The 17,402-nt window shown below is 68.4% G+C and carries 17 protein-coding genes; 4 read left to right on the top strand and 13 right to left on the bottom strand.

Features of this window, described 5'->3' with window-relative positions:
• The first annotated feature begins 14 nt into the window (after positions 1-14).
• Positions 15-1,094: an ABC transporter substrate-binding protein gene (locus ACFVTD_RS11935; RefSeq protein WP_387562826.1), complete on the top strand. Its 1,080-nt coding sequence runs from the start codon at positions 15-17 to the stop codon at positions 1,092-1,094.
• A 121-nt stretch (positions 1,095-1,215) separates the two neighbouring features.
• On the opposite strand, the gene ACFVTD_RS11930 is transcribed toward ACFVTD_RS11935, so the two are convergent.
• On the bottom strand, positions 1,216-2,079 hold the full coding sequence (locus tag ACFVTD_RS11930; protein WP_387562823.1) for an SDR family oxidoreductase: 864 nt from the start codon (positions 2,077-2,079) through the stop codon (positions 1,216-1,218).
• A 119-nt stretch (positions 2,080-2,198) separates the two neighbouring features.
• Between ACFVTD_RS11930 and ACFVTD_RS11925 the strand changes: the two genes are divergently transcribed.
• Both ACFVTD_RS11925 and ACFVTD_RS11920 read left to right on the top strand, forming a co-directional pair.
• Positions 2,199-2,573, top strand: coding sequence for a winged helix-turn-helix transcriptional regulator (locus ACFVTD_RS11925; RefSeq protein WP_387562820.1), 375 nt, complete (start codon positions 2,199-2,201; stop codon positions 2,571-2,573).
• Between the two features lie 166 nt (positions 2,574-2,739).
• Complete coding sequence (locus ACFVTD_RS11920) at positions 2,740-3,003, top strand: hypothetical protein (RefSeq protein WP_387562817.1); 264 nt, start codon at positions 2,740-2,742, stop codon at positions 3,001-3,003.
• A gap of 4 nt (positions 3,004-3,007) precedes the next feature.
• On the opposite strand, the gene ACFVTD_RS11915 is transcribed toward ACFVTD_RS11920, so the two are convergent.
• Complete coding sequence (locus tag ACFVTD_RS11915; RefSeq protein ID WP_387562814.1) at positions 3,008-3,757, bottom strand: 3-hydroxybutyrate dehydrogenase; 750 nt, start codon at positions 3,755-3,757, stop codon at positions 3,008-3,010.
• A 75-nt stretch (positions 3,758-3,832) separates the two neighbouring features.
• Entirely contained in the window at positions 3,833-5,212 is a 1,380-nt protein-coding gene (locus tag ACFVTD_RS11910; RefSeq protein WP_387562811.1) for an MFS transporter, read from the bottom strand.
• A 127-nt stretch (positions 5,213-5,339) separates the two neighbouring features.
• Here ACFVTD_RS11910 and ACFVTD_RS11905 point away from each other — a divergent pair, with 127 nt between their 5' ends.
• Positions 5,340-6,236 carry a LysR family transcriptional regulator gene (locus ACFVTD_RS11905; RefSeq protein ID WP_387562808.1) on the top strand — a complete coding sequence of 299 codons (897 nt, stop codon included), beginning with the start codon at positions 5,340-5,342 and terminating at the stop codon, positions 6,234-6,236.
• Positions 6,237-6,285: 49 nt separating this feature from the next.
• On the opposite strand, the gene ACFVTD_RS11900 is transcribed toward ACFVTD_RS11905, so the two are convergent.
• From ACFVTD_RS11900 to ACFVTD_RS11855, 10 genes are all read right to left on the bottom strand, one after another.
• Complete coding sequence (locus ACFVTD_RS11900; RefSeq protein ID WP_387562805.1) at positions 6,286-7,194, bottom strand: spermidine synthase; 909 nt, start codon at positions 7,192-7,194, stop codon at positions 6,286-6,288.
• 270 nt (positions 7,195-7,464) lie between these two features.
• Positions 7,465-8,994 (bottom strand): D-glycero-beta-D-manno-heptose 1-phosphate adenylyltransferase, encoded by a 1,530-nt coding sequence (rfaE2, locus tag ACFVTD_RS11895; RefSeq protein WP_387562802.1) that lies wholly within the window; start codon positions 8,992-8,994, stop codon positions 7,465-7,467.
• The gene (locus tag ACFVTD_RS11890; protein WP_387562799.1) at positions 8,991-10,430 is read right to left on the bottom strand and encodes an aldehyde dehydrogenase family protein; all 1,440 of its coding nucleotides are present in this window, start codon (positions 10,428-10,430) and stop codon (positions 8,991-8,993) included. Before ACFVTD_RS11890 ends, rfaE2 begins: the two co-directional genes overlap by 4 nt.
• Before the next feature lie 77 nt (positions 10,431-10,507).
• Complete coding sequence (locus tag ACFVTD_RS11885; RefSeq protein WP_141183156.1) at positions 10,508-11,224, bottom strand: SDR family oxidoreductase; 717 nt, start codon at positions 11,222-11,224, stop codon at positions 10,508-10,510.
• Between the two features lie 40 nt (positions 11,225-11,264).
• Complete coding sequence (locus ACFVTD_RS11880; RefSeq protein ID WP_387562795.1) at positions 11,265-12,656, bottom strand: PfkB family carbohydrate kinase; 1,392 nt, start codon at positions 12,654-12,656, stop codon at positions 11,265-11,267.
• Positions 12,653-13,363, bottom strand: a complete 711-nt coding sequence (locus tag ACFVTD_RS11875; RefSeq protein ID WP_387562792.1) for an SIS domain-containing protein — start codon at positions 13,361-13,363, stop codon at positions 12,653-12,655. The genes ACFVTD_RS11880 and ACFVTD_RS11875 overlap by 4 nt, the downstream gene beginning before the upstream one ends.
• Positions 13,360-14,613: a glycosyltransferase gene (locus ACFVTD_RS11870; RefSeq protein WP_387562789.1), complete on the bottom strand. Its 1,254-nt coding sequence runs from the start codon at positions 14,611-14,613 to the stop codon at positions 13,360-13,362. Before ACFVTD_RS11870 ends, ACFVTD_RS11875 begins: the two co-directional genes overlap by 4 nt.
• Positions 14,610-15,644, bottom strand: coding sequence for a glycosyltransferase (locus tag ACFVTD_RS11865; protein ID WP_387562786.1), 1,035 nt, complete (start codon positions 15,642-15,644; stop codon positions 14,610-14,612). The genes ACFVTD_RS11870 and ACFVTD_RS11865 overlap by 4 nt, the downstream gene beginning before the upstream one ends.
• Positions 15,641-16,729, bottom strand: coding sequence for a glycosyltransferase family 9 protein (locus ACFVTD_RS11860; RefSeq protein WP_387562783.1), 1,089 nt, complete (start codon positions 16,727-16,729; stop codon positions 15,641-15,643). Before ACFVTD_RS11860 ends, ACFVTD_RS11865 begins: the two co-directional genes overlap by 4 nt.
• The gene (locus ACFVTD_RS11855; RefSeq protein WP_387562780.1) at positions 16,729-17,265 is read right to left on the bottom strand and encodes a D-glycero-alpha-D-manno-heptose-1,7-bisphosphate 7-phosphatase; all 537 of its coding nucleotides are present in this window, start codon (positions 17,263-17,265) and stop codon (positions 16,729-16,731) included. The genes ACFVTD_RS11860 and ACFVTD_RS11855 overlap by 1 nt, the downstream gene beginning before the upstream one ends.
• Between the last annotated feature and the right edge of the window lie 137 nt (positions 17,266-17,402).

The following is a 17,402-nucleotide window of genomic DNA, read 5'->3' as shown; positions in this document are numbered from 1 at the left end:
TGAAAGGGACATCCATGACACAGAAAGCAACCCGGCGCCGTGGCCGGGTCCTCCTCCGGCCGCTGACCCTGATCGCCTCGGTTGCCCTGGCGCTCTCCGCCTGCGGCGCACCCGCGGCGGCCCCTCCCGGCCAAAGCGGATCGGCCGCTGCCGGCGGCGGGGGTGGCGGCAAGGTGGTCATCGGCGTCGGCGGACAGACCCTCCTGACCTACCTTCCCACCACCCTGGCCCAGCAGCTTGGGTACTACAAGGATGAGGGCGTGGACGTCGAACTCCAGGACCTCCAGGGCGGTTCCAAGGCCCTGACTGCCATGATCGGCGGCAGCACCAACGTGACCAGCGGCTACTACGAGCACACCATCCAGATGCAGGCCAAGAACCAGCAGATCAAGGCCTTCGTGGACATGGGCCAGTCTTCCGGCCTTGCGCTGCTGGTGGCACCCAAGAACGAAGGCCAGATCAAAACCATTGCCGACCTGAAGGGCAAGAACGTCGGCGTTACGGCTCCCGGCTCCTCCACGGACATGTTCGTGAAGTTCCTGCTGGCCAAGAACAACATGCAGCAGTCTGATGCAGCTGTTTCCGCCATCGGCGCCGGCTCATCTGCCGTTGCCGCCGTTGAGCAGGGCCAGGTTGACGCCGCAGTGATGCTCGAACCGGACGTCTCAGTGCTTACCAAGCGCATCGGCCACAACCCGGTGGTCCTGGAGGATGTCCGCAGCTCCGAGGGCCTGAAGGAAGTGTTCGCCACCGATTCCTGGCCTTCCGCCTGCCTGTACGCCAAGACTGACTGGCTCAACCAGAACAAGGACACCGCCACCAAGCTGGCCAAGGCCATCAAGCGGACCCTGGAGTACATCAACGGGCATTCGGGGGCAGAAATCGCGGCCAAGATGCCGGAAAACTTCGCAGGCGGCGACAAGGATCTCTACGCCAAGGTCATCGATGACCTCAAGAAGACTTTGAGCAAGGACGGCACTTTTACCGACGACGGCGTCCAGGCAGTCCTGAAGACCCAGCAGGTGGCCAACCCTGACGTGGGAAATAAGGACATCAAGCTTGCCGATACGTACACCAACGACCTGGTTAAGTAACCCGCGGGAAGCACAACCGCCGCCGGCACCGCAGGCAATAACACCCCAGCCCGCCTGAGCGGTTCAAAGCGAAAGGTGCCCGGCCCCCACAAAGGGCCGGGCACCTTGGCGTTCGCTTGGCTTATGCGGAGGCAGCGGCGGCGCGGACCGCCTGGCCCAGCGACGTCGTCGGGCGGCCGATCAGCCGGCGGAGGTCGCCGGTGCTGACCAGGAGGTCACCGCGCGCAATGCCCAGGTCGGAATCCGCGAGGATCTCTGCAAAGGCTTCCGGCACGCCTACGGACGCCAGCAGCCCCGCGTAATCGCCGGCAGGCAGGTCGTTGTAGCTGACGGGCTTGCCGGTGGCCGCGCTGATCTCCGCAGCGAGGTCCGCCATGCTGAAGGCCTCGTCGCCGCCCAGTTCGTACACCTTGCCGGCCTGGCCGTCGGCCACCAGGACCGCGGCAGCCGCGTGGGCATAGTCGGCCCGCGCTGCGCCGCTGACCTTGCCGTCACCGGCGCTTCCTGCAACAGCACCCTGCGCAAGGGTTCCGGGCAGCTGCTCCGTGTAGTTTTCGAGGTACCAGCCGTTGCGCAGCAGCACGAACGGCACCCCGGACCCACGCAGCAGCGCTTCGGTGGCCTTGTGCTCGTCGGCCAGCAACATGGACGTGGTGTCCGCGTTCGCGATGCTGGTGTAGGCCAGCAGTTCCACTCCTTCGGCCTTGGCCGCCTCAATGACGGTGCGGTGCTGGTCAACCCGCTGTCCCACTTCGCTGCCGGAAATCAGGAGCACCCGCGTGGCACCCTTCAAAGCCGCGGCAACCGATGCGGCGTCGGCGTAGTCCATCGGCTGTACTCGGACGCCCTGCCCGGCGAAGTCCGCGAGCTTCTCCACGGACCGGCCGGCCGCGACAATGTCCCCGGCCGCCACCCCGCGCTCCAGGAGTGCTTCAAGAACGTGGCGGCCCAACTGTCCGGTGGCGCCTGTAACAACGATGCTCACGATGATTCCTTTCGGGATTTTGCTCTGTCGAAGGGCACAACCAGCCCGCCGGCAGATAACTTCCCAGAAGGGAGTACGCACTTCAAAGTAAGGTACTGACCCGGGGGTAAGCTGGTGACATGGAAGCCGCTCCCCTCCCCATGGCCTTTGCCGACGGCGTGTTCCCGGCCGGGTGCCCCAGCCGGACACTGCTGGACCACGTCACCAGCAAATGGGGCGTCCTGCTCCTGATCGCCCTGTCGGAAGGCGAACAACGGTGGAGCGACCTGCGGCGGCGCGCCGAGGGCATCAGCGAAAAGATGCTGGCACAGACGCTGAAGACCCTGGAGCGCGACGGCCTGGTCAGCAGGAAGGCGCAGCCTGTCATTCCGCCCCGGGTGGACTACAGCCTCACCGAGCGGGGCTACGAACTGAGTGCGCTGCTGGTGCCGCTGGCAGCCTGGGCTTTTGACCACGCCGAGGAGATCATCAACGGGGCCGTCCCGGCCAAGTAGTCACGCCACGGCAAATTGAGTACCTGTTACTGGTGTGACTGATGTGAATAGCGCTTAGCGTGCTGGTACGGTGGCGGCCGGAATGGGAGGACATCCTCCGCTGGGAGCGTTCCGCCAACCAGCACCGTTAGCAGGCGGCAGGCTGCCGCTTGAAGGAGTTGGTCACATGGCCAGGGACTTCGCACAGGATCTTTCCGGCATGGGCCGGCCCATCAGCCTGGGGTCCGCCCTTTCCGGGGTGTGGGGCCGGACGGTGACAGTCTTCAGCCCCCGCTGCCCCTACCGGGTAGGGGACACAGTCATAGGCGACGACCCCTTCAGCGGCCGGCGCGAAGGGGTCGTCGTGTGGCAGGACCGCCGGTCAGTGGGAGTCAAGACCCCGTACGGCGTCTTCTTCTTCGACCACCGGCTGGTCAAGCCCCTGGACTGATGTCCTAGCGGGCAGACCAGCCACCGTCCATGGTGTAGCTGGCACCGGTGACCATGCCGGCGTCCGGGGACGCCAGCCAGGCCACCAGGGAGGCAACCTCGTCCGGTTCCACCAGGCGCTTGATGGCGGCCTCGGTGAGCATGACCTTCGCGAGGACCTCGGATTCCGGGATGCCGTGCATCTTGGCCTGGTCCGCGAGCTGCCTTTCCACCAACGGCGTGCGGACGTATCCGGGGTTGACGCAGTTCGATGTAACACCGTGCGGCCCCCCTTCGAGCGCGGTGACCTTGCTGAGCCCCTCCAGGCCGTGCTTGGCGGCGACATACGCGCTCTTGAACGGGGATGCGCGCAGTCCATGCACCGAGGAAAGGTTGATGACGCGGCCGAACTTGTTCGCGTACATGTGCGGCAGGGCAGCCCGGATAAGCAGGAACGGCGCCTCCAGCATCAGGCTGAGAATCCGGCGGAAATCTGCGGGATCGAACTCCTCGATGGGGTTGATGCGCTGGATGCCGGCATTGTTGACCAGGATGTCGCAGTCAAGGCTCAGCGAGGCCAGGGCGTCGACGTCCAGCAGGTCCACTTCCCAGGCGCTGCCGCCCACCTCATCGGCAAGGGACGCTGCGGCGGCGGCATCGACGTCGGCCACCACCACTTTCGCTCCGCGCGCCGCCAGTGCGCGCACGCAGGCGGCCCCGATTCCACTGGCACCGCCGGTGACCAGGGCCTTACGTCCATTCAACGTGTTATCCATTGCAATTCTCCTTGTGTACAGCCAACGGCTTGCTCGCCCAAACGGTCAACCGGTTAGGTCAACCCACCAGCCAGGTCAGCGGCGGCCGGCGGTCAGCAGCCCCTCGCGGGCCGCGTCTTCCTGGTCCACGTCCTCCAGGGCAACGCCCTTGGTCTCCTTCAGGCTTAGCACGGCCACGGCGGTGATAGCACAGGCCACCACCAGGTAGATGGCGGTGGGCACCCACGAACCGGTGTCCTTCAGCCACTGGGTGGCCAGCAGCGGAGCCAGCGAACCGGCGAAGATCGAGGTTACCTGCGAGCCGAGGGAAGCGCCGGAGTACCGCATGCGGGTGGGGAACATTTCGGCCATGATGGCCGGCTGCCCGGCGTACATCAGGCCGTGCATCATCAGGCCGATGGTAACGGCCAGAACGATCACTACGGCGTTGCGGGTGTCGAACATGGGGAAGGCGAAGAACGGCCAGGTGGCTCCGAGGATGGTTCCGGCCAGGTAGACGGGCTTGCGGCCAATGCGGTCCGCCAGGCGGCCGTACTGCGGAATGATGGCGAAGTGGATGACGTGCGCGATCAGCAGTGCCAGCAGGAGCGAGGAAGTGTCGTACTTGTGCACGCTCTTGAGGTACACGATCGCGAAGCTGACCACCAGGTAGTACATGATGTTTTCCGCAAACCGCAGTCCCATGGCCTGGAAGATGCCCTTGGGGTATTTGCGCAGGACCTCGAAGACTCCGTAGCTGACAGCCTGTTCCTTCTCCACCAGTTCCTTGGCTTCGAGGAAGATGGGCGATTCGCTGACGTTGGTGCGGATGTAGTAGCCCACGAAGACGATTACGGCCGAGAGCCAGAACGCCACGCGCCAGCCCCAGCCAAGGAAGGCTTCGCTGCTGAGGGTGGTGGACATGATGTACAGCACCAGGGTGGCCAGGAGGTTGCCCACCGGGACGGCCGCCTGGGGCCAGCTGGACCAGAAGGCTCGGGTCTTGTTGGGGCTGTGCTCGGCCACCAGGAGCACGGCACCGCCCCATTCGCCGCCCAGCGCGAAGCCCTGGATGAAGCGCAGGGCCACCAGCAGTGCGGGGGCCAGGTACCCGATGTCGGCGAAGCCGGGCAGGCAGCCCATCAGGAACGTGGAAATGCCGATGATGATGATGGTGAGCTGCAGCGTGGGCTTGCGGCCCAGCTTGTCGCCGATCTGGCCAAAGACGATGCCGCCCAGCGGGCGGGCGACGAAGCCCACGGCATAGGTCAGGAACGCCTGGATAATCCCGTCCAGGTCGTTGCCCGTGGCGGGGAAGAAGTACTTGCCGAAGACCAGGGTGGCCGCAGTGGCGTACAGGAAGAATTCGTACCATTCCACCACCGTGCCCACCATGGAGGCGGCAACAATCTTCTTCAGGCCCGATCCCTTGGGTGCATGCCCGGCGTCGTTCGCCAGGCCTTGCTCAATGCTCATGGTTCTCCTCAGTGTCCACATTGACACGTGCTGTGATCTCCAGCACAAGTGACTCAGATGAGTATTGCTGCACAAGAGCGGCTCTTCAATGGCCAAAGAAGCAGTCAACATGTGCACAATTGCAGATATGAACGCGAATCCCGATGACCTGCTGGTGCTCCTCGCGGTGTCCCGCTCCGCCAGGTTCACGACGGCGGCCCAGGCCTTGGGCCTGAACCACACCACCGTCTCGCGCAGGATCGCCGCGCTTGAGAAATCCCTGGGCGGCCGGGTCCTGTCCCGCGCTGCGGGCGGCTGGGAACTCACGGAGCTCGGCGAACGGGCCGTGCGGGCGGCCGAACAGGTGGAGGCGGTGCTGGGCACGCTGGGACCGGCCGGCCAGGCACCCGACCCGATTGCCGGCGTCGTACGGATGACCGCGACGGATGGCTTCAGCGCCTACATTGCTGCTCCTGCCGTGGCGCGGCTGCGGCGGGACCATCCGGGCCTGAGCGTGGAGGTGGTCACCATGACCCGCCGGGCCCTGCAGCAGCGGTCCGGGCTGGACATCGAAGTGGTGGTGGGCGAGCCGCAGGTGCACCGCGCGGAGGCCATCCGCCTGGGCGAGTACCGGCTGGGCATGTATGCCTCCCGCGCCTACCTTGCGGAGCATGGGACACCCGCCACCGTGGCCGAATTGAACGGGCATCCGCTGGTCTACTTCGTGGACTCGATGCTCCAGGTGGACGACCTCGATGCGCCGCGGCGGCTGGTTCCCGCCATGAAGGACGGACTGACCTCCACCAACGTGTTCGTCCATGTCGAGGCCACCCGGGCCGGTGCCGGCGTCGGGTTCCTGCCGTGCTTCATGGCCGACCTCCACGACGACCTGGTCCGCCTGCTGCCCGAAAAGATCGGCGAACTGCTCCCCTATTGGATGGTTCTGCGCCCGGACTCACTCCGCCGCCCCGCGGTGGCCGCCGTCGTGCAGGCCCTCAGGGAACGGATGGCCGAGCACCGCGACGCACTGCTGGGTAAGGCCTAAGGCTCATCGACTGCTCCCAAATTGCCGTTTTGAACGCTGAGAACGGCAATTACTCAGCAATCGATGGCGGAGGGTCGTGGCGGACCGGCGCCCCCGCCGCGAAAGCCCGCACCTGGGCGTCATCCCACAGGTGCGCCGGGACGGCCCCGCCGAGGAGCCGCCGGCGCAGCTGCGGATCGTCGCCGAAGGGCACGTCGCTGCCGGCCATCACCATGTTTCCGTAACGCCGGCCCTTCAGCATGGCGGGATCGGCGATGATCACGGTGTGCTTGAAGGCAGCCGCGATGGTGGCCGCGTCCTCGCGGGCGTTCTTCAGGTCCGGGGCATCCCCGGAATTGGCGACATACAGGCCGCCCGGCGCCAGGACCCGCTTGGCGTGCCGGGTGAATTCGGCGGTAGTGAGGGGCCGCGGGGTGAATGCTCCGGCGAAGACGTCCCGGATGATGAAGTCCCGGGTCTGCGCCGTGAGGGTCTCCGTCACTGCGCGGGCCTCGCCCACCCGGATCCGCAGCAGGGGCGCCTTGGGAAGGTCGAACCAGCCGCGCACGTACTCGGCGAGCTTCCCGTCCAGTTCCACCACCACCTGCCGCGCATCGGGGTAGGCGGCGGAGAAGTAGCGGGCCAGGGAGCAGGCACCGCCGCCCAGGTGCAGCCCGCGCAGCTTGGCCGAAGAAACGTCCGACGGCGGCCACCGCGACTCGATGAGCGCGGCCATCCACCGCATGTACTCAAAGTCCAGGAACAGCGGATCGGCCACGTCGATGTGCGAGCTCATGACGCCGTTGATCTTCAGGAGCCAGCCGGTGGAGTTGTCCTGGTCGGCAATGAGTTCGCAGTCGCCGGTGTCGATGTAGTAGACGCCCTCCACCGGACCGTTCACCGCGGATCCCTTGGGAACCTCCACTACACCGGCTGCCGGGCGTCCGGCCCGGTTCGCCGACCGTCCGCGTTTCGCCATTGCCCGTTGCCCCGCTTCAGTCCGTGTGAGTTGTACAGGGTCAACCCTAGTTGCTGCCCGCCGTCGGGGCGGAAGCCGGGAACCGTCCGAAGCCCGCACGCCCTGGAGGAAGGCTGGTGGTCTGCGGCGGCGGGGTCAACAAGCCCTCCTCCTGGCGCCCGGCGGCTTCGAGCTCTACCTCATTGAACGCGGCCCCCGCGAGGAGCACTATTCGGGTGGCCTGGGGCAGGTGCATCAGCTGCCGGAAACAGGAGGAGCGACGACGTCCGGCTACGGTGCGGTGGCAGCCCCCTGGCCGTCCCGGATCCGGTTCACCACGGCTGTGGTGGACCGTTCCGCCACGTAGTCCAGGATGGCCACGCGGCCGCCGTATTCTTCCACCGCTGGCGTCTCGGCCAGCATTTCGGGGGTGTAGTCCCCGCCCTTGGCGTAGACCTCGGGCCGGAGCAGGCTGATCAGCGGGGCAGCCGTGGGGGTGTCGAAGACCGTCACGTAGTCCACGCAGCTCAGCGCCGCCACCACCGCTGCCCGGTCCGCCATGTTGTTGATGGGCCGGTCGGATCCCTTGAGCCGGCGGACGGAATCGTCGCTGTTCAGCGCCACCACCAGGATGTCGCCCAGCTGCTTGGCCTGGTTCAGGTACCGGGTGTGGCCGCTGTGCAGGACGTCAAAGCAGCCGTTGGTCAACACGATCCTCTGGCCTTGGGCGCGGTGCAGCTCCAGTTGGCGCTCCAGTTCTTCCTCGCTCAGGGCAGTATCGGCAAACGCCTCCAGATACCGGCTGAGCTGGGCCGTGCTGCACACAGAAGTTCCCGGCTGGTGGACCACGATGTCGGCGGCCGACTGCGCCAGGTCCAGGCTGGCCGTGAGGGGGAGGCCGGCAGCACGGGCCAGCGTCAGGGCAGCCACGAACGTGTCGCCTGCCCCGGACGCCTGCTTCTCGGCGGCCGGCCGTGCCCACGTCCGGTGCCGCACGCCGTCGGGCGTCAGCAGGACGGTCCCGTCCCGGTCCAGGGTGACCACCACGGCACGCGCGCCGGTGCTGGCCAGAAGGTCTGCCGAGGCGCCCCCTACGGCTTCCACCCGGTCCTGCCCCTCCGGCAGCCGGCGGTCGAGCAGCCGCGCAGTTTCCTGGGAATTCGGCGTCACCAGGTCCGGCTGCAGGGCCGCCCACGGCCGGGGGTCGTGGGCGTCAACCACCACCAGCGGCCGGTCTTCCCCGGCCCGGTTCCCCAGGACCTCCGCGAGCGCAGCACGGACGGGGCCGCCCACCACCCCGGTCCCGTAGTCGCACACCAGGACAGCGTCCCGGTGTTCGACGGCGGCCCGCACCGAGGCGGTGAGCGCTTCAAGGGCGTCGGCCGGGACGGTAGTCGCAGAGTCGTCGAGGCGCAGCATCACCTGGCCTCCGCTGCTGATCCGGATCTTGGTGGTGGTGACCATCTCCGCGTGGGACCGCAGGTATCGGACATCGATGCCGGCTCCGGCAAGCTGTCCGCGCAGGTCCTCTCCGGCGTCGTCAGTGCCGATGATCCCGGCCACCGATACCTGTGCCCCCAGGGATGCCAGGTTCATGGCGGTGTTGGCAGCCCCGCCGGGGACCGACCCGCGGGATTGGAGTTCCACCACGGGTGCGGGAGCTTCCCGGCACAGCCGTTCGATGGTGCCGCTCCACCAGCCATCGAGCATCACATCGCCGATCACCAGGATGGATGGGTTTTCGGCCGCGAGCCTGCCCGGCAGCCAGTCGGACAGCGCCCGCTGGGTGGACAGGTCGATGGAGTCCGGGGACGCGTTCATGGCCGGTCCGCTCCAGCGCTGCCGGCACTGGCTGGGGCCGGCGGGGCCTCGATGTGCACCACCTTGACCTGGGTGAACTCGTCCAGCAGTTCGGGTCCGTAGCCGAACCCGGCGCCGCTCCCGCCGCGGGGCTGGGCGGCCCCGCCCGGGGCGCCGCCAAAGACCGCGTTGACCTTCACGGTTCCCACCGGCAGGGACGCCACTGCCTGCTGGATGTGCCCAATGTTGCTGCTCAGGACGGTGGCTGCGAGGCCGTACCTGCCGCTGCCCGCCAGGCGCAGGCCGTCGTCGAACGTGTCCACCACCTGGACCGGGGCAACCGGGCCGAACGTCTCCTCCGCCATGACCTGCATGCCTTCGGTGCAGCCCAGCAGGACGGTGGCCGGGTAGAAGGACCCGGGCCCGTCCGGCAGGGTGCCGCCTTCGACGGCGCGGGCGCCGCGGCCCAGGGCCTCCGCGACGTGCCCGTGGACGGCGTCGCGCATCCGGAGGTCCACCAGCGGTGCCACGGATCCGTTGGTGTTCCGGAGGGCCGCCTCGGCTTCCAGCGCGCTGCAGAAAGCCTCGGCGATGTCCTTGTGGACGTAGATGCGTTCCACGGCCGTGCAGATCTGGCCGCTGTTGCTGAAGGCGCCGATGGCAGCCTGCTCCGCAGCCCACGCCGGGTCCACGTCCCGGTCCACCAGCAGCGGATCGTTGCCCCCGTTTTCGCGGATGACGTGTGCGCCGGTACGGGCTCCGGCCTGTGCGATCCGGGCACCGGAGGCGCTGGAACCCACGTGTGCGATCACGTCGACGTCCGCCCCTGACAGGGCTGCGCCCACGCCTGCGCCGCCGGAGACGGTCAGGAAGACGCCGGCGGGGAAGGCCGGTGCCAGGACTTCGCCCAGCGCCTCGCCCAGCCGGGGGCAGCGCTCGCTGGGCTTATGGATCACCGCGTTGCCTGTCACCAGGGCAGCACCGATCAGGCCGCAGGCGACGGCGACGGGGTCGTTCCAGGGGGTCAGCAGGACGGCCACGCCGCGTGGTTCGGCGATGGTGTAGTCCGAGGCGAGCCGGTTGCCGCGGAGGCTGTGGCCGCGGTGGACCGGGCCCAGTTCCGCGTACTGCTCAAGGGTGGAGACGGCGGCGGCGATTCCGGCCAGGGCTTCTTCTTCGGGCCGCCCGGTTTCGCTTGCGTTCAGGCCGGCGAGCTCCCGGGCGGCGGCATCGAGCGCTGTGGCGGCGGCCCGGAGTGCGGCACCCCGTTCGGCGGGAGCGGTTGCCGCCCAGCCGGGGGCAGCCCTGCGGGCCACGTCCAAGGCATCATTCACTGCGTCCGGGCCGGCTTCAGGCACCGTCCAGAGGTCTTCACCTGTTCGCGGGTCCTGGATGGTGATGCCGGCGCCCCGGGCTGCGTCGTTGCCTGCGGTTTTTTCAGTGGCTGTGGTGGGCATGGTGTTCCTCCCGCCTTTCGGTGCTGGTTTGTGGGTCGTGGTGGTGGTGCGTGCCACCGCGGTGGCCGGCTTATGGCCTAGGGCCAGGAGCCTTCTTCTTCGTGGCAGATCAGCATTTCCCTGACCTCGCAGCCGGTGGGCTGGTTCAAGGCGAACAGGATGGCCTGTGCGGTGTTGGCGGGATCGTTGAGCCGGGAATCGTCCTGTGGCTTGTACTGCTCGGTCCGGTCGTCGAAGAAACGGGTCTTCATGCCGCCCGGGATCATGGTGGTCACGCCGATTTCCCCTCCGGTTTCCGCGGCCAGCGCGTGGCTGAATCCCACCACGCCGAACTTTGAGGCGCAGTACGCGGTGGCATCGGCCACGGCACGTTTGCCCAGGGTGGAGGCCACCGTGACCACGCGCCCGTGGCTTTCCTTCAGGTAGGGCAGGGCGGCGCGCACGGTGGAAACAGTGCCCATCAGGTTGACCCCGATGACCTTCTCCCACTCGGTGGCTTCGACGTCGGCGAGCTTGCCGCATCGGTCGATCCCCGCCGCGGTGACCACGGCGTCGAGGCCGCCGAGGGTTTCGGCGGCTTCCCGGACGGCATGCTCCACGGCAGCACGGTCAGCGACGTCAACTTCAAACGCCTTGACCCCGGAGACGGTACTGATGTCGCGGTCCAGGACCACTGGAGTACCACCGGAGCGGAGGACGGCTTCGACGACGGCGGCCCCCAGCCCGGAGGCCCCTCCGGTGACAAGGACGCGTCCGGGCGTGGTGGCGGCAGTTGCGGTTGGTTCTGCGGTCATGGTGTTCCTTTCAATGGGAAAGCAAGACAAAAACGAGTGGTCAGCTGACCTTGGCGAGCGCGTCAGCCAGGCCGGTGGTGGAGCGGGCCGGATGGAAGGGAACGGTGAGGCAGCGGCCGCCCCACCCTTCCACCAGGCCCGCCTCGGGCAGGCGGGCCCCCTTGTAGTCGCCGCCCTTGACCCAGATATCGGGGCGGAGCCGGTCCAGGGCGGCTTCCGGGGTGTCCTCATCGAAGACCATCACCGCGTCCACGCATTCCATCGCGAGGAGCAGTTCGGCCCTGTCGTGCTGGCCGATGATGGGACGCTGCGGGCCCTTGAGCCGCCGCACCGAGTCATCCGAATTCAGGCAAACGATGAGGCAGTCGCCCAGGTCCCTGGCCGCGGCAAGGGACCTGATGTGCCCGGCATGGATCAGGTCGAAGCAGCCGCCTGTAGCCACCACCGTCCCGCCGTTCTCGCGCACGGAACGGGCCAGGAGCAGCGGTTCAGTGGTGCGCCGGAACGGTTCCGGCGCGGCCTTCCCCGGTGCAGCAGCTGTCCCCTCCGTGTCGGGCAGCGCCCCTACGCCCCCCGCGGCCAGGAAGTTGGCGGCCTCGTGCACGGCCAGGGCGGCCGCTTCCGGCAGGTCCCGGCCGGCCAGGAGGTGCACGGCCAGGCTGGCGGCCAGGCGGTCACCGGCGCCGCAGGGGTCGCCGGTCTCCACCCTGGGCGCGGGGATGGCATGGGAAGCGGCTACGCCCTCCTGCAACAGCACGGCCCCGTCCACGCCCCTGGTCACCAGGACGGCACGGGTGCGCCAACGCTCCAGCAGGACCTGCGCCACGCCCTCCACGGACGAGGGACCGGTCCCAGCCGCGGCCTGGACGGCTTTGGCCGCTTCGGAAATATTCGGTGTCACCACGGCAACCCCGGGCACCGGCTCCGGCCCCGAGGGGTGCGGGTCCCACACGATGGGAACCTCGCCCGCCAGCCGGCCCAGCAGTGCGCGGAGCTGGGGGTTGGCCGCCAACCCCCTGCCGTAGTCGGCCACGATGATTACGCCGGCCTGTTCCACGGCGCGCAGCATGGCCGGGCTGACGTCCGGGATCGGTGTCTTTTCGCAGCCTTGGTCAAAGCGGACCACCGGGTGTGAACCGGCCCGTACCCTGGTCTTGACGGGCGACGGATAGCCGCTGGTCCCCGCCACGAGCTGCACCCCGGTGAGGTGCGCGCGCAACTGGGCACCGGCGTCGTCATCCCCCAGGACTGTCACCAGGGTGACGGGCCAGCCGTCCCTTGCCAGCATGCGGGCCACCAGGCCTGCGCCGCCGGCACGGCGGCGGACACCTGACACGTCCACCACGGGGACGGGGGCGTCGGGGCTGAGCCGGGTGGCCTCCCCGGAGAGGTCGACGTCGAGCATGACATCACCCACCACGACGATCCTCATGGCCTGCCCCCTGTGGCCCTGCCGGGAACCTGGGCGGGCGTGTGCCGGGCGACTTCAAGGTCGAACGCCCGGCAGATGGCGTGCAGGGCGATCAGGTGCCCTTCCTGCGCGTTGGCGTTCAGGGCGTCGATCATGACGGCCTCATGGCACGCGTCCGCCAGTGGGTTGGGCCCGGCGCCGGTCAACGCCCAGGTGGTCACGTTGAGCCGGGCGGCCACGTCCGCTGCCCGCAGCAGGTTGGGGCTCTTGCCGCTGGTGGACAGGAGTATGAGCACGTCGCCGGAGCGGCCGTGGGCGCGCACCTGCCGGGCAAAGACGTCGTCATAGCCGTAGTCGTTGGCGATGGCTGTCAGGGCCGAGGATTCGGCGTGCAGCGAGATGGCGGAGAACGGGACGCGCTCGCCGTCGAAGCGGCCCACCAATTCCGCCGTCAGGTGCTGGGCCTCCGCCGCGGACCCGCCATTGCCGGCGGCCAGGAGCCGCTGGCCCCGGAGCAGCCGCTGTGCCAGCTCCACGCCCCAGGCGGCGAGCCGGCCGGACTGGCTGCGCAACGAGTCCAGTGCCGGAAGTACATTGTCCAGGTGCGCGCGGACGGCGTCGGCGCTGGCGGGATCAACGAACGTGGCACCGGGAAGCACTGCAGGCAGCGCCGGAGGTGCGGTCAGGGTACCCAGTCCCGCGTCGCGCAGGGATGGATTTGCAGTCACAGGGCCGCTCCTTCCATCGGGATGATGCCGGCCGGAGACCCGGCCACGGCCAGCTGGTAGGCCTTTTCCGTTTCCGCGGCTACCCGGTCCCAGGAGTACCGGGTGCGGGCGCGCTTTTCGCCCGCCCGGCCCAGGCTTTCCCGGAGGGCAGGGTTTTCCAGGAGCAGCGACAGGGCAGACGCGATGGCTTCCGGATCCCGGGGTGGGACGTGCAGCCCGGTGGCGTGGTCCACCACCGTGTCCCGAAGTCCGCCCACCGCCGCGGCCACCACGGGGACGCCACACGCCATGGCCTCGAGCGGCACGATGCCAAAAGGCTCGTACCAGGGGGCACAGACGACGGCATCGGCGCTGCGGAAGATGCCGGGCATGTCCGCCCGCGGCACCTGCCCCTGCAGGGTTACCTGTCCGGACACTCCGAGCTCGGCGGCAAGGTCCATCAGGCGGCGGATTTCCGGGTCCGCCTGCATCTCCTTCGAGTCACCGCCTCCGCCCACGATCAGGAGTTCGACGTCGTCGAAACCGGCCGCTGTGAGGTACGGGAGCGCACGGATCACCAGGTCGACGCCTTTGCGCGGAACCAGCCGCCCCACCGACAGGATGCGGTAGCGGCGCGTCCTGCCGGACGCGGGCCCCTCGGGGGAAAAGAAGTCGAGGTCCACACCGCACGGCGCGATTGAGATCTTTCCGGTGGCGATGCCCATGGCCTTGAGTTCAAAAACCTCATCGGAACATGTGGCGATGATCCGGTCCGCGGAGCGTCCCACGTTCGGTTCCAGCCAGCGGCGTTCCTCCGGGCTGGTGTCTTCGGCGCCCTGGTGCCTCCGTTTCACCGTGCCCAGGGCGTGGAACGTCTGCAGCATCGGCACCCGGTACCCGGCGTCAGGCCGCCTGGCGGCGTCCAGGGCGGCCAGGCCGGACATCCAGAAGTGTCCGTGAACCACATCCGGCGGCCGCTGGCCCCAGTCCCTGGCCACTCCGTCCGCGAGGTCACCGATGTAGGGGAGCAGTTCGTCCTTGGGCACATGCCGGGCCGGGCCGGCGTCCACGTGGACCACCTCCAGGCCGCGTGCCACCCGGACCCGCACGGGGAGCTCCGTTGCGTCCCTGCGGGTGTAGACGGTGACATGGTGGCCCCGCCTGGCCAGGGCCTCGGACAGCGCGGCCACGTGAACGTTTTGGCCACCGGCATCCACCCCGCCCAGTGCCGCCAATGGGCTGGCATGTTCGGAAATCATCGCGATTTTCATGGAGTCTTCCTCTCCCGTGCCGGAACGAGGATCCGCTCGTCCGGACGCTTGTTGACCGAGTGCAGGGGCCGGCTTCGCAGGTCCGCCAAGAGCCCATCCCAGCGGTCCTGGAACTTGCCCAGGCCGTATCGCTCGAGTGCGGCCTCCCGGGCGGCGAGTCCCCGCCGTCGTGCTTCATCCGGATTGGCAACCAGGCGCTCCGCGCAACGGAGCAGCTCATCCATGTCCGCCGAAACCGTGCCGGCTTCCTGCGGCACTGCCCGGGGGGCTTCCGTGGCGGCAACGACCACCACCGGCATCCCAAGGTGCATGGCCTCCAGGAGGGATAGCCCCAGCGACGTCCAGCGCATCGGATGGACATAGACGCGGCAGCGGGCAAGCTCCCTGTGCAGTTCAGGGGTTTTGAGGTCGCCCCGGGAAGTCAGGCGCGTGTCATCGATTCCTATGGCTGCGGCGAGCCCCTCGGTCTTCATGCCGAACACCTGCAGCGGTGCAACGGAGGCGAAGGCGGGCAGGAGGTCCGTGCCGGTCACCCGGCCGCGCCGCACGGGTTCGTTGACCACCACGCCAAGCTCGGGCAGTTCGCCTGTGTAGAGCAGCCCTGGGTCCGGGATCCCGTGCTCGATCACAGTGGTGGGGGTGGCGCCGTTGTCCCAGGCCAACCGGTTGAAGTGGGTCACGTGCACAACCGGGATGCGGTTCTGGCCGGCGAGCGGATGGCTGGTGTTCGGGAAATTTCCCTTGGGGGTGTTGTGCTCCACGAACACAGCCGGCACGTCGACGCCGGGCATCCGGCCCAGGGTTCGTGCCACTTCGTCGATTTCTTCGGGCCGCTGGAGCACGACGGCGTCCACGGCGTCAGCGTCGAGCGTCGCCAGGTCCACCTCCCGGACTGATTCGGGCCAGTCCCTGCCCGCGCGGCCCAATCCCCAGGCCCCACCTCCGGGCAGGACGGGAAGCAGGTACTCGTGCCGGCCGCGGACAAACGCGTCCGTCCAGGAACCGTGGACGTGCCAGAGCAGGATCCTCATCTGTTGCGGGCCTTTCTACGGGTGCTGACGTACGTGCTGAAGGAGCTCACACCGCTGATCAGGCGCTCCACCGCTGCCACCACTTCCTCCGGCGACACCGAGTCGAGGCAGGGGTGTCCGGGAACCGGGCAGTCGCGGGCGCGGGACATGCGGCAGGGCGCGTTCTGGTCGCCCAGGAGTTCCAGCGGAACACCGTAGGGTGCCCACCGGACCGCAGGGACCACGGGGGAAAACAGGCAGGCTACGGGAGTGCCGACCGCGGCCGCCAGGTGGGCCGGCCCGGTGTTGCCGCTGACCACGGCATCGGCGCCGGCCATGACGCCCGCCATGGTGGCAAGGTCGGTGCGGCCGCCGAGGTCCAGGGCGGAGGGGCCCGCCACCGTGGCGGTGAGCGACTTCTCGCCTGGACCGCCCGTCACCACCACGCGGTGCCCGGCCCCCTGGAGGAGTTCGACGGCGGCAGCATGGTGCAGGGGAGGCCACGCCCTTGCCGGGACGGCCGCCCCGGGGTGGACCACGACGTAGGGTTCGGTACCAACGATGCCAGCCACTTCGGCCACGGAGTTTATGCGCAGCTTGCCGTCGTCCCCGGCCGGGAGTTGGAAGCCCGCAGCTTCCGCGATGCCGAGGGCCCGCTCCGCTTCGGGCTGGTCCTCGGGGAAGTCCTCCCCCGGTTTAAGCCGGATATCGAGCAGTGAACCAGCGTAATCCGTGGAGGCGCCGGTGATGCGCTCCACTCCCGCCAGGCGCAGCAGGAGGGCCAGCGGCAGGGGCGATTGGTGGAAGGAGGTAAGGATGACGGCTTCGGTGATGCGGGAATTGCGGACATATTCGATCAACCGGTCTGCATGCGGACCCGTCATCCGCGGCGCCGGATTCATGATCCAGGGGCTGTCCCAGCTGTAGACGTCGTCGACCCCGGGGAGCATGGCAGCGGCGGCTTCACCCTGCCGGCCGCACAGCATCACCACCTGGTTGCTACTCCCGCCGTGCCGGGTGTGGCCGTTGGCCACCGCGCGGACGGCCGGGCCGGTGAGGAGGACATCGCCCATGCTGTCCAGCCGGGCCACCAGGACGCGCCCCATCAGGGCCTCTCCTGCAGCAGGCCCACGGCGGAGGACAGATCGGAGGCGACCAGACGCGCCGCGGCCACCTCCTCGGCACGGGTCACGGGCGTGGGGACCAGGACTCCGGTGGCGCCGGCAGCTTCGGCAGCCCCTACGTCGGCGCCAATGTCCCCAATGAGGGCGGCCTCCGATTCGCGGATCCCAAGTTTGCGGCAGGCGCTGTGCACCATGCCGGGAGCCGGCTTGCGGCAGGCGCAGCCGTCCTGTTCCGCGTGCGGGCAGACCTCCCACACATCGAACGGCCCCAGGAGTTCTTCCACCCGGGCATTGACCTTTGCCACGTCCTCGGCCGAAAGCAGCCCGCGGGCGATACCCGATTGGTTGCTGATCACACCTGTGGCAATTCCGTCCGCCCGCAGGGCGTCCAGCACCTCTTTCGCCCCGGCCATCGGCCTCACCTTGCCGGGATCCCCGTTGTACGGCACGTCGACCACCAGGGTTCCGTCCCTGTCGAACAGGACAGCCCGGAGCTTGGACATTTCAGAGCTTCCCATGACGAACCTGTTCCCTCCTGCTGCTGCTCCTAAACATGGCGGCCTGCCTTTCGGCCATCTCCGCGGCGTACTGGTACCGAGTTGAACAGGCAAGATAAGGGCCTGCGCCGCGCAGACGGCGGGACTGATACGTCGTC

This window comes from Pseudarthrobacter sp. NPDC058119, from assembly GCF_042884655.1.
Taxonomy (GTDB): domain Bacteria; phylum Actinomycetota; class Actinomycetes; order Actinomycetales; family Micrococcaceae; genus Arthrobacter.
This window is presented reverse-complemented; position numbering and strand designations above follow the sequence as displayed.

Excerpts from the sequence above, each read along its gene's own strand:
- ACFVTD_RS11935 (WP_387562826.1), top strand. The coding sequence starts at position 15 with ATGACACAGAAAGCAACCCGGCGCCGTGGCCGGGTCCTCCTCCGGCCG.
- ACFVTD_RS11925 (WP_387562820.1), top strand. The coding sequence starts at position 2,199 with ATGGAAGCCGCTCCCCTCCCCATGGCCTTTGCCGACGGCGTGTTCCCG.
- ACFVTD_RS11920 (WP_387562817.1), top strand. The coding sequence starts at position 2,740 with ATGGCCAGGGACTTCGCACAGGATCTTTCCGGCATGGGCCGGCCCATC.
- ACFVTD_RS11915 (WP_387562814.1), bottom strand. The coding sequence starts at position 3,757 with ATGGATAACACGTTGAATGGACGTAAGGCCCTGGTCACCGGCGGTGCC.
- ACFVTD_RS11910 (WP_387562811.1), bottom strand. The coding sequence starts at position 5,212 with ATGAGCATTGAGCAAGGCCTGGCGAACGACGCCGGGCATGCACCCAAG.
- ACFVTD_RS11905 (WP_387562808.1), top strand. The coding sequence starts at position 5,340 with ATGAACGCGAATCCCGATGACCTGCTGGTGCTCCTCGCGGTGTCCCGC.
- ACFVTD_RS11900 (WP_387562805.1), bottom strand. The coding sequence starts at position 7,194 with ATGGCGAAACGCGGACGGTCGGCGAACCGGGCCGGACGCCCGGCAGCC.
- rfaE2 (WP_387562802.1), bottom strand. The coding sequence starts at position 8,994 with ATGAACGCGTCCCCGGACTCCATCGACCTGTCCACCCAGCGGGCGCTG.
- ACFVTD_RS11890 (WP_387562799.1), bottom strand. The coding sequence starts at position 10,430 with ATGCCCACCACAGCCACTGAAAAAACCGCAGGCAACGACGCAGCCCGG.
- ACFVTD_RS11885 (WP_141183156.1), bottom strand. The coding sequence starts at position 11,224 with ATGACCGCAGAACCAACCGCAACTGCCGCCACCACGCCCGGACGCGTC.
- ACFVTD_RS11880 (WP_387562795.1), bottom strand. The coding sequence starts at position 12,656 with ATGAGGATCGTCGTGGTGGGTGATGTCATGCTCGACGTCGACCTCTCC.
- ACFVTD_RS11870 (WP_387562789.1), bottom strand. The coding sequence starts at position 14,613 with ATGAAAATCGCGATGATTTCCGAACATGCCAGCCCATTGGCGGCACTG.
- ACFVTD_RS11865 (WP_387562786.1), bottom strand. The coding sequence starts at position 15,644 with ATGAGGATCCTGCTCTGGCACGTCCACGGTTCCTGGACGGACGCGTTT.
- ACFVTD_RS11860 (WP_387562783.1), bottom strand. The coding sequence starts at position 16,729 with ATGGGGCGCGTCCTGGTGGCCCGGCTGGACAGCATGGGCGATGTCCTC.
- ACFVTD_RS11855 (WP_387562780.1), bottom strand. The coding sequence starts at position 17,265 with ATGGGAAGCTCTGAAATGTCCAAGCTCCGGGCTGTCCTGTTCGACAGG.